This is a genomic window from Bradyrhizobium sp. (assembly GCF_035273305.1).
In the GTDB taxonomy this organism is placed as follows: Bacteria; Pseudomonadota; Alphaproteobacteria; order Rhizobiales; family Xanthobacteraceae; genus Bradyrhizobium.
The window spans coordinates 1-10,434 of sequence record NZ_DATEPI010000296.1 but is presented as its reverse complement, the minus strand read 5'-3'; the positions used below and the strand labels follow the sequence as shown (position 1 = coordinate 10,434).

At 58.2% G+C, this 10,434-nt stretch carries 10 protein-coding genes and 1 tRNA gene; 9 read left to right on the top strand and 2 right to left on the bottom strand.

Going from position 1 to position 10,434, the window contains the following annotated elements; all coding sequences use genetic code 11:
- From VJV58_RS19420 to VJV58_RS19380, 9 genes are all read left to right on the top strand, one after another.
- The coding region (locus tag VJV58_RS19420; protein WP_324138989.1) for a methyl-accepting chemotaxis protein at positions 1–541 on the top strand (541 nt) is incomplete at its 5' end.
- Positions 542–750: 209 nt separating this feature from the next.
- Positions 751–2,244, top strand: coding sequence for an MFS transporter (locus tag VJV58_RS19415; protein WP_324138988.1), 1,494 nt, complete (start codon positions 751–753; stop codon positions 2,242–2,244).
- A gap of 6 nt (positions 2,245–2,250) precedes the next feature.
- The gene (gene otsB / locus VJV58_RS19410; protein WP_324138987.1) at positions 2,251–3,075 is read left to right on the top strand and encodes a trehalose-phosphatase; all 825 of its coding nucleotides are present in this window, start codon (positions 2,251–2,253) and stop codon (positions 3,073–3,075) included.
- Positions 3,076–3,272: 197 nt separating this feature from the next.
- Positions 3,273–4,733, top strand: coding sequence for a trehalose-6-phosphate synthase (locus VJV58_RS19405; protein WP_324138986.1), 1,461 nt, complete (start codon positions 3,273–3,275; stop codon positions 4,731–4,733).
- A 244-nt stretch (positions 4,734–4,977) separates the two neighbouring features.
- Positions 4,978–5,067: transfer RNA gene (locus tag VJV58_RS19400), tRNA-Ser, on the top strand.
- Between the two features lie 304 nt (positions 5,068–5,371).
- Positions 5,372–6,931 carry an alkaline phosphatase D family protein gene (locus VJV58_RS19395; protein WP_324138985.1) on the top strand — a complete coding sequence of 520 codons (1,560 nt, stop codon included), beginning with the start codon at positions 5,372–5,374 and terminating at the stop codon, positions 6,929–6,931.
- Between the two features lie 263 nt (positions 6,932–7,194).
- Complete coding sequence (locus tag VJV58_RS19390; RefSeq protein ID WP_324138984.1) at positions 7,195–7,425, top strand: hypothetical protein; 231 nt, start codon at positions 7,195–7,197, stop codon at positions 7,423–7,425.
- An 890-nt stretch (positions 7,426–8,315) separates the two neighbouring features.
- Positions 8,316–9,059 carry a Crp/Fnr family transcriptional regulator gene (locus VJV58_RS19385; RefSeq protein WP_324138983.1) on the top strand — a complete coding sequence of 248 codons (744 nt, stop codon included), beginning with the start codon at positions 8,316–8,318 and terminating at the stop codon, positions 9,057–9,059.
- Between the two features lie 26 nt (positions 9,060–9,085).
- Positions 9,086–9,445 (top strand): cold-shock protein, encoded by a 360-nt coding sequence (locus VJV58_RS19380; RefSeq protein ID WP_324138982.1) that lies wholly within the window; start codon positions 9,086–9,088, stop codon positions 9,443–9,445.
- Here VJV58_RS19380 and VJV58_RS19375 read toward each other — a convergent pair.
- A complete protein-coding gene (locus VJV58_RS19375) occupies positions 9,429–9,809 on the bottom strand; it encodes a response regulator (protein WP_324138981.1) in 381 nt (126 codons plus the stop codon). The two genes, VJV58_RS19380 and VJV58_RS19375, sit on opposite strands and share 17 nt — an antisense overlap.
- A 36-nt stretch (positions 9,810–9,845) precedes the next feature.
- The coding region (locus VJV58_RS19370; protein WP_324138980.1) for a Crp/Fnr family transcriptional regulator at positions 9,846–10,434 on the bottom strand (589 nt) is incomplete at its 5' end.

Below are 10,434 nucleotides of genomic sequence, written 5' to 3'. Positions count from 1 at the left end.
CATCGGAAAATTGTCACGCGCCGCTCAAGAGATCGGTGACGTCGTGAAACTCATCACGGCGATAGCCGAGCAGACCAATCTGCTGGCGCTGAACGCGACTATCGAAGCCGCTCGCGCCGGTGACGCCGGCCGAGGGTTCGCCGTTGTCGCCGCGGAAGTCAAATCACTGGCCAGCCAGACCGCCAAGGCCACTGATGAGATCTCGTCGCACATCTCCGGCATGCAGGGTGCGACGCAGGAATCGGTCGCTGCCATCAAGGAAATCGGTGGCACCATCGGCCAGATCTCAAGCATAGCTTCGGCGATCGCGAGCGCGGTCGAGCAGCAAAGCGGGGCAACGCAGGAAATCGCGCGTAACGTTCAAAGCGTCGCGCAAGGAACTCATCAGGCTGCTGCCAATATCATGCAAGTCAATCGTGGCGCGAGCGAAACCGGGGCTGCATCGGGCGAGGTGCTGAATTCGGCGAAGACGCTTTCAAGCGAAAGCCTGCGTTTGCGCGAGGAGCTGGAACGCTTCATGGGAAATATTCGAGCCGCGTGATATCCGGCGCGTGCGCGAGTCGCTTTCAGGCTAGTCTGTCAGCTCCCACAATCAGTTAGATCGTCATTATCGTCGAGTCAGGCAGTTCTCGAAAAGGGAACTCGCCTGCAGCATAGACGTTATTGTGGTCGGCAGGCATGACTGTGCCGCCATTAGCCTCGAGAATGTTGGACCATTGCGGTCAAACTCTCTTTTCATCGGCCACATCGATGGATCGGCAGCACAGTTTGGCACTTCATGACAGCAGTCTCGCTCCGGCGCTTGCTCCAAAGCAAGGCGATCGGATCATCGAAACCAGCATTCCCGCCCGGCTTGATAGTTTGCGTTGGAGCGGCTTCCACACTCGCGTGGTGGTCGCGCTCGGGATTACCTGGATTCTGGACGGCTTGGAGGTGACGCTTGCCGGGGCGCTTTCCGGAGCGGTGAAGGAAAGTCCGACACTTCAATTCAGCAATTTCGACGTTGGGTTTTCCAACAGCGCCTATCTCGCAGGCGCGGTGCTCGGTGCGCTCGGCTTCGGTTGGCTCACCGACCGGATCGGCCGCAAGAAGCTGTTCTTCATCACGTTGGCGCTCTACCTGACGGCCACTGCGGCAACGGCCCTGTCCTGGAATCTGCCAAGCTATGCGCTGTTTCGATTTCTCACCGGCGCCGGCATCGGCGGTGAATATACCGCGATCAATTCGACTATTCAGGAACTTGTCCCTGCGCGTTACCGCGGATGGACCGATCTGGTGATTAACGGCAGCTTTTGGGTTGGGGCGGCCATTGGCGCGACCAGCGCGATTGTGCTGCTGGATCCGGCGATCGTTGGTCCCGATCTTGGCTGGCGGCTGGCCTATCTAAGCGGTGCGTGCCTCGGCCTCATAGTGTTTGTGATGCGAATGTGGATTCCGGAAAGCCCGCGTTGGCTGATGATTCACGGTCGGCCCGATCAGGCGCATGCGATCGTGGATGACATCGAGCGATCGGTGATCGGGCGGGTCCAGGACCCGCGTCAGCATGCCTGGCCGAAAATCAGATTGAGAATGCGCGACCACACCCCGCTTGGCGAAGTGGCGCACACGGTGTTCTCGGCGTATCGCCGTCGCGCCCTGGTTGGATTGACTTTGATGACCGCGCAGGCGTTTTTTTACAACGCGATCTTCTTCACCTTCGCGCTGGTGCTGACGGATTTCTATGGAATCACGGCCAGTCAGGTCGGCTGGTACATCCTTCCCTTCGCCGCGGGCAACTTCCTCGGCCCCCTGCTGCTAGGCCGATTGTTCGATACCTTGGGCCGACGCGCCATGATTACTTTCACGTATGGAATTTCCGGAGCGCTGCTGGCGCTTTCCGGTTACCTGTTTTCGATCGGCGTGTTGAGCGCGCAGAGCCAGACCATCGCATGGATGGTGATTTTCTTCTTCGCTTCCCCGGCGGCGAGTAGCGCCTATCTGACTGTCAGCGAAACCTTCCCATTGGAGGTGCGCGCGCTGGCCATTGCCATGTTTTATTCGATCGGGACCGGAATTGGCGGGGTAGCTGGACCCGCCTTGTTCGGCGCGCTAATCGATACCGGGTCGCGCAACAGCGTTTTCGCAGGTTATTTGCTCGGTTCCGGCTTGATGATCGGGGCGGCGGTGGTGGCCTGGCGTTTTGCCGTTTCGGCCGAACGCCAAAGCCTGGAAACTATTGCTCGCCCGCTGGCCTTTGTGGAGTAGGATTTCATGAAGCAGGATTTGGCCGAGGTGCCGCCGTTGCACTCAGAGGTTTCAAGGAAGCAAACCGAAGCCGAGCTTTTGCCGCGGGAATTTGCCCGCGAGTTGGGCCAGGTCGCGGTCCTGCTGGACATTGACGGCACGCTGCTTGATCTCGCGCCGACACCGCGTGAGGTATGGGTCCCGCCAGGTCTCGCGAAAACGCTCAACCAGCTGCTTGAGAAAACCTCGGGCGCACTTGCGCTTGTCAGTGGACGATCACTGAACGATATCGATCTGATATTTGCGCCGGACCAGTTTCCGGCGGTCGGCGGGCACGGCGCGGAAATGCGCCTCGCCACCGATAGTGAGGCGGTGGCCACCGAAGCCCCGCCCATGGACAAGGAATTGAAACGTCGCTTGGCCGCGATAGCCAAGCTAAGCCCAGGCATTCTGCTGGAAGACAAGGGTTATTCACTAGCGCTGCATTATCGACTAGCGCCGCATGCTGAAAAGGCAATTTACGAAGCTGTGTCCTTGATCAGGGCTGACCTGCCGAACGCTCCGATTGAAGTGATGCCAGGGAAATGTGTCTGCGAGATCAAGCACTCAGGCTTCAACAAGGCATCCGGCGTGACCGAGTTGATGGCGCACGATCCGTTCAAGGGCCGTCGGCCGATTTTCATCGGCGACGATGTCACCGATGAGAGCGTATTCGCAATCATGCCTCATTTGGGTGGGCTGGCCTTTTCGGTAGGAAGACGCGCAAAAGGTGTTGCTGGTCATTTTGATGAACCGCGTGATGTGCGCGATTGGCTCGCGCAGTTGATTGAATCAGCGCCGGGTCGGAGATAACCGACGAATAATTGCGCAAAAAGGAAGAACGCTACAGTTCGCGACTATCTCTGAGAGTCATTTTCTTGCGTGAAATTGCCGCGAAATAGTTCCGCCGCTTCGCGGTCTGAATTTGGTTTCAATTCGATGAAACCTTAACGCGGAACCATATTGATGAACGTTGGTTAAACACCGAAGCGGAGTAGCGCGAGGCCGCAGTGAATCTCGTAGTCGTTTCAAACCGTGTGGCGCGGGGCAAAGCCAATGAACCCATGACAGGTGGGCTTGCGGCTGCGCTGTTGCCGGTTGTGGAGAATTCCGGAGCGATTTGGGTGGGTTCCAGCGGCCGCGTGCGCGACGGTTCACAGAAGGAGCCGTTCGCCGAAATTGAAGCGCTGGGGGCAGGCGCCCTGGCGATGCTGGATCTGCCGGCCGCGCACTATGGGGGATATTACGAAGGTTTTGCAAATTCGGCATTATGGCCGGCGCTGCATTCACGAGCTGATCTGATCCGCGCTTCCAATGGCGATTATCTTTCCTATCGTGAAGTCAACGCCTTCATGGCGCGCGCGCTGTTGCGGTTCAAAAAACCTGATACGGCATACTGGGTCCAGGACTACCATTTCCTGGCGCTCGGCGCTGAATTGCGGAAACTCGGTGTTACCCAGCCGCTCGGGTTCTTCCTGCACACGCCCTGGGCCGGGCGCTCCATCATCGAAGGCGTCCCAAATCATCGCGAATTGATCGAATCGATGCTGGCCTACGATTTGATCGGTTTTCAGACCCGCGACGATTGGGAGAATTTTGTTTCCTACATCGAAAGCAATCTCGGCCTGGTGGCTCAAGACGGCGTCATTACCTCGCATTTTGGTAGGACGCATGTTGCGGTATTCCCCATTGGCATCGACCCGGAGAAATTCGCGCAGCAGGCGGCAAAAGCGGTAGCGCACCCGGATGTTTCGCGGCTGCGGCGAAGCCTCGATGGAGAGAAGCTGGCTATCGGTGTCGATCGGCTGGATTATTCCAAAGGATTGATCAATCGCATCAACGCGTTCGACAGGATGTGGACGGTGCAGCCGACGCTGGCGCGCACCGTGTCACTGCTGCAAATCGCGACCCCGTCGCGTGGAGCGATCGAGGCTTACGGAAATCTGCAGAGCGAATTGGCCAGATTGGTCAGCGACGTGAACGGCCGACATGGCGAGGTCGACTGGACGCCGATCCGCTATCTCAACAAGGGATTCAGCCAGACCGTGCTGGCCGGGCTCTATCGAACCGCGCAGGTCGGAGTTGTCACTCCGCTGCAGGACGGAATGAATCTGGTGGCGAAAGAATATGTCGCCGCGCAAAACCCGGCCGATCCCGGCGTGCTGGTATTATCGAAATTCGCCGGAGCAGCGAACGAACTCGACACTGCGCTTCTGGTAAATCCGCACGACATCGATGGCATGGCCCGCACTATCGCGACTGCGCTCACCATGCCGCTGATCGAGCGGCGAATGCGGTGGGAAGCGATGATGGAAAGGCTTCGTTCCAGCACCATCCACGGATGGTTTGCCGATTTCGTCGACGCGCTACAGGCCACCCGGATTGATGACGCGCCGACTGAGTTGCCGGAATCCGATTTGGCCGCGGAGTGGTCGCTGCGCTCGGTAAATTTGAGCGCGCGACATCACTGAGCTAGCCCACGCCGCAAGCTTTGGCCTCCCGCCTGAATGGGGCGGGTCGCATGAATATCCCGTGCTGTGAGATTCCCGTTATATTCCCGACGTGAATAAGCGCCCTTGGCCGCTTCCGACCGCGGGGGCGGGTTCATTCCGATAGCAATAAACCGAAGCGTTTACAAAAGCTTGATCATATTGCTGCCGGCACCGCCCGGACTCACTTGCCAAATCCCGCTTGGCGCTTCAAGAGAGGGCATCCGGAGAGATGGCCGAGTGGCTTAAGGCGCACGCTTGGAAAGCGTGTGTGCGGGAAACTGTACCGTGGGTTCGAATCCCACTCTCTCCGCCAATGCGGTTTTACCCTTGGGCTCAGGTAGCGAACAGTAGCTGCGATGCGCGCCTAGCGCCGCGCCTTCAGATATCGCCGGGAGCTCCGCAGACGTGCGACAGCCGCGGCGCTCCTTATCTCGCTCGACTTTGCTCCGCTACAATGGTGCAAAGGTTTGACACTCGGGCGAAAGCTCGCCGGGTACTGGTCTACGGCGGGGTGGCACTGGCAATTCACTCACCGCAATTGTGTAATTGGGACGTCATACAACTTGCCTAGATCGGGTCGCAGTTTCGCCCGCTCCGATTGTTGAAGGAGACCCTGCATGACAATTCGAATTTCACGAAGGCGCTTCTTGAAAGCCGCTGCGGCAACAAGCACCGGCGCGCTTGGGCTAATCGCGATGCCCTATCTCAGCCGTGCCGACGACCGCCCACAAATCACCCATGGCGTTCAATCCGGCGACATCGGCGCCGACGGCGGTGTCGTATGGGCTCGTGCAGACCGGCCATCGCAGATGATCGTCGAAGTCGCCACAACGGAATCGTTCAACAACGCCAGAACTTTGCCGCCGATCGCAGCGCTGCCCGAAAGCGACTACACGGCAAAGATGCTGCTGGAAAATCTGCCGGCGGGGCAGGACATTTTCTACCGGATCAAATTCCGCGACCTCTCGCATGTCAACGTTTCGAGCGAGCCGGTGGTCGGTCGCTTTCGAACTGCTCCCGGCGACCGGCGCGACGTCAGCTTTGTCTGGGGCGGCGACGTTGCCGGACAAGGCTGGGGTATTAATCTCGATGATGGCGGCATGTTTACCTTCGCGACCATGCGCAAGCATCGTCCCGATTTCCTGCTCCACTCCGGCGACACGATCTATGCCGACGGCACTATCCTTGCGGAGGTGAAGTTGCCGGATAACAAGATCTGGAAAAACGTCACCATTCCGGAGAAGGCCAAGGTCGCCGAAACTCTCGACGAGTTCCGCGCCGCGCACAAATACAATTTCCTCGATGATAATTTGCGCGCCTTCAACGCGGAAGTGCCGATCTTCGTCCAATGGGACGATCATGAAGTGATGAACAATTGGTCGGCGTCAAAAGAAATTCCTGCCGCTTACAAGGTGCGCGACATCTCATTGCTTGCCGCGCGATCGGCCCGTGCATTCCACGAGATGTACCCGATGCGCGAGAGTCTCGCTGAGCCGGGCCGCGTTTATCGCACACTCAGTTATGGCCCCCATCTGGATGTCTTCATGCTGGACGAGCGCAGCTATCGTGGTCCCAATGGGCCGAACCTGCAAACGGCGTACGGGCCTGACAGCTACTTTCTCGGGCCCGACCAGCTTGCTTGGCTGAAACGGGCGCTGCTGAATTCGCGCGCCACCTGGAAGGTGATCGCGTCGGACATGCCGCTAAGCATTATCGTTTATGACGATGCGCCCAACAAAAAGGGCTCCGAGGCGTTCGCGCAGGGTGATGGGCCGCCGCGGGGACGCGAACTCGAAATTGCCGACCTTCTGCGCTTTATCAAAACCTCGGGCGTGACCAATACCGTTTGGCTGACGGCCGATGTGCATTACGCTGCCGCCCACTACTACAATCCCGACAAGGCGCAATTTCAGGACTTTGAGCCATTCTGGGAATTCGTTTCCGGGCCATTGCACGCCGGGACCTTTGGGCCGAACGAACTCGATAATACCTTTGGGCCAGAAGTAAAATTCATCAAGGCGCCGGGTTTGAACAAGCAGAACCTGCCGCCAAATGCAGGGATGCAGTTTTTTGGCCACGTCAGAATAGAGGGGGCGACCGGACAGATGACCGTAACATTGCGCGATCGCGCTGATGTGGCGCTCTGGTCGACAACTCTTGATCCGAAGCTCGGATAATCAGAAGTCCGCATTCGATCCGTGCAATCCGCCATCTTTCCTGTGGCCCAATTGGGCGTGATCCGCCGGTGGTTCATTGGTCTGAAGTTGAAGTCCGCCATCTAGAGACCTGTCGCGAAAGCAAGAGCAGCAATGTCCGCTTTTCCCCCCGAAAGGTGAAGTCGGAGCAGCGTACGGGCACGTCCGTTAAGGGCCGGGAACAAGCATCTGCCATGTTGGCTGCCCCGGAAGCTGCTATTGTTGTGGTGGCACAAGGAGGGGGCATGTCTCCAACAGAACTCTCCAACAGCGATGCGGAACGACTGCGCGCCTTCGAACGGCAAGGCCATGATGCTTTGGCAAAGAGCTATCACGCATTTTTTGCCGCGGTGACTGCGCTGGCTACCAATCCTCTTTTCGACGCGGTGCATTTGCACCCGGGTACGCGTCTGCTGGATGTCGCGAGCGGGCCGGGTGCTCTTACAGCCGCAGCCGCAAATCGCGGCGCACGTTGATTTGTCACCGCGAATGATAGAACTGGCCCAGCAACTCTACCCCACGGTCGAATATCGTGAGGCTGACTAGAACATCTCCCATTTCCTGATCGCAGATTTGACGCAGTCGTCTGCGCTTCGGGCGCGGACATTTTCCCCGGCCAGAACTCGCTGTCGCAGAGTGCGTACGAACCTTATCGCCCGGCGGAGGCATTGCATTTTCATGGTGGGATGATCCGTCGCGCCCGCGTATTCAAGGCATCTTCCGTGAGGCTATTGCCGAGATCGGCGTATCGGCGCCGTTAGGCGTGCCGCAGGGCCACAATGTCTTTCGTTATTCCGATTCGGGCGAATTCCTCCGCTTGCTGGACGGAGCTGGCCTCACGGAGGTGAAGGTCACAGAGCACGCTGCAACCTACTCCGTCCCCGATGCCGAGACCCTTTGGCTTGGCGGGTTGGGCAGTCTCGTTCTGACCGGCGCTGTCATCAGGAAGCAAGATCAAGCGACTCAAGACTTGATCCGAAGCGCGTTCGAACGTTGCGCCAGCGTCTACAAATCAGTCCATGGGCTGACCCTGCCTATCGCATTCAAGATAGGCTCGGGCCAACGACCGAGCTGATGGCGCACAGCCAAGTCGGCGATGGGTCGAATCGGAAGTCGCGTTCGGTTCGGCTCAATTCCGCTTGTCACGTACGCAAATCTTCTAACGACGCCGGTAAATGGTCCGTCTGCTACCGGACACTCGGACTGCACGGTAGCTGACACAGCGCGAGTAAATAGTTTGACGAATGATTCGCTATTGTTCTCACACGCGCCCACATTGGAGTCATCACCGGCCAAGGCTCGGTCCGTAGGCGTCGGTGGCTGGAAGTTGATTGTGCTTTCGCCTGCATATGCAAGGAAAGCACTCATGCTGCATTCACCAACAAATTCCATTCTATCCAGAGCAAGCCCCGTCGATATCCTAGATCTTCGGCCGCATCTTCGCGTCATCGAACTGCAGCACGGTCAGGTGCTCGCGGAGAGCCGTCAGCGGCTCAGCAAGGTGTATTTCCCGCACTCAGGCGTAATTTCAAGTGTCGTTGAATTAGGGGACGGCGCGGCAATCGAAAGCGGGATGATTGGAAACGATGGGGTCTTTGGTGCCGCGCAAGCTCTGGACAGCAAAGTGTCGCTGCATAGAGTGGTGGTGCAGGTGCCTGGAGAAGCGAGCGTGGTGACTGCAGAGCACGTCAAAGCCGTCGCGCAATCCTCACCTGAGTTCCTTACGTTGCTGATGAAGTACGAGCAGTTCTTCCTCGGACAGGTTCAGCAAACCAGTGCCTGCAATGCGCTGCATAGTGTCGAACAGCGCATGTGCAAGTGGCTGGTCAGGATGCACGATCTCGCGGGCAGTGAGTTGCCACTTACCCAAGAGTTTTTGGCACAGATGATCGGGGTGAGGCGAACGAGCGTGACAGGCGTTGCAACCCAACTCCAGAACAAGGGCATGATCACATATCGACGTGGCAAACTCAAAATCCTCAGCATGGAGCTGATCGAGCGCCATGCATGCGAGTGTCACCAGACGGTTCGAGAGTTGTACGCTGAGGAGTTCGGCAATATAGACGGGACAACGTCGCCACCCGAAAGCCGCCAGGGACCTGGGCTCTAAAGCGCGCGCGACAATCGAGGGCTTGCATGATCGCAACAGGACGGGTGAGCTGGTTCAACCTCCAGAAAAAAATCGGTTTCGTCAAAGTCGACAATGGCGAGAGCGACGCCTTCCTGCATGTGTCGGTGCTCAAGGCGGCAGGCTACGTGAGCGTTCCGGCAGGAACCACACTGCGAGTCAAAATAGAGTTAGACGGAAATCGCCCCCGCGTTGCGGAGGTCCTGTCCGTTGACACCAGCACTGCCAATCCGGGTGAACCTGGGCCGGTGCGGCGCAAGAAAAATCCAACTGAGGCACCACCCGATTCAGCTAAAGCTCGAACAAGGGCGAGTTTGCGCCTGGACGGCTCGACCCCGACGACGACTGCTTCTATGAAGAGCGAGTAAGCGTGCGGAGCGCCCGCGCAACCTGCGCCGGTAAGTATGGCTTCGGCAAAACGAGAGTACCAAAGGGCAGGTCAAGGTCGCCCAACCCCACGCGGCCCGAGGTCGCGATCAGATGGACAGGCGGCCAACGGTCTTTGATGGCGTGGGCCAGCTTCGCGCCATCCATACTTCCCGGCATGTGAATGTCGGTAAACACTACTCGGATGTCCGAGCGGCTCTCAAGAATGCCTATGGCGATCTCGGCACTGGCAGCCTCGACTACCTCAAAACCGGCATCCCTGATCGCGTCCGCCGTCGCCATGCGGATCAGAAACTCGTCCTCGACTATGAGGATGACCGGACGCTCTTTCTGCGACTGAACCATGGATCGGCTACTTGCTTGAGGGCGCTGCCACGTGAGTTAGTCCGCTCTGTCGGCCTCGTTCGACTGAAACATCCGGCGATAGTGCCAGCGCACATCAGCGTCGCACTCGCACGCCCATTCCCGAATTTGATTGAGGTTTCGAATTTGGATATGGCCCCGCTTGTAAGTGATCATTCCAGCCTTTTGCAGCTCGCCCGCGACTTCGGTGACACTGGTGCGCCGCACCCCCATCATTTGAGCGAGAAATTCCTGGGTCAGCGGCAGCTCATCGCCGGCCAACGCCTGCATCCGAAGCAGCCATTTGCAGGTCCGGGCTTGCACCGTATGAAGCGCGTTGCATGCCGCCGTTTGCTGGACCTGGGCCAGAAAGAACTGCTCGTATTTAACAAGGAGCCCACGAAACATCGGCAGCTCGTCTGCCGCTTTGCGAATGTGATCAGAGGAGATCACGGAGGCTGCCCCAGAAACCTGCATGACCACGTGATTCAGCGACACCTTGTCATCGAGCGCTTGGCTCGAACCAAATGCCCCATCGTTGCCGATCATGCCGGTTTCGATTGCACCGCCGCCGATGGTCTCGACGACGCAGGAGATAATGCCGCCGTGGGGGAAATATACTTTTTCC

Bases quoted from the DNA above. Each gene is read 5' to 3' on its own strand.
- VJV58_RS19395 (WP_324138985.1), top strand. From the start codon at position 5,372: ATGACAATTCGAATTTCACGAAGGCGCTTCTTGAAAGCCGCTGCGGCA.
- VJV58_RS19375 (WP_324138981.1), bottom strand. From the start codon at position 9,809: ATGGTTCAGTCGCAGAAAGAGCGTCCGGTCATCCTCATAGTCGAGGAC.
- VJV58_RS19385 (WP_324138983.1), top strand. From the start codon at position 8,316: ATGCTGCATTCACCAACAAATTCCATTCTATCCAGAGCAAGCCCCGTC.
- VJV58_RS19390 (WP_324138984.1), top strand. From the start codon at position 7,195: ATGTCTCCAACAGAACTCTCCAACAGCGATGCGGAACGACTGCGCGCC.
- VJV58_RS19380 (WP_324138982.1), top strand. From the start codon at position 9,086: ATGATCGCAACAGGACGGGTGAGCTGGTTCAACCTCCAGAAAAAAATC.
- VJV58_RS19415 (WP_324138988.1), top strand. From the start codon at position 751: ATGGATCGGCAGCACAGTTTGGCACTTCATGACAGCAGTCTCGCTCCG.
- otsB (WP_324138987.1), top strand. From the start codon at position 2,251: ATGAAGCAGGATTTGGCCGAGGTGCCGCCGTTGCACTCAGAGGTTTCA.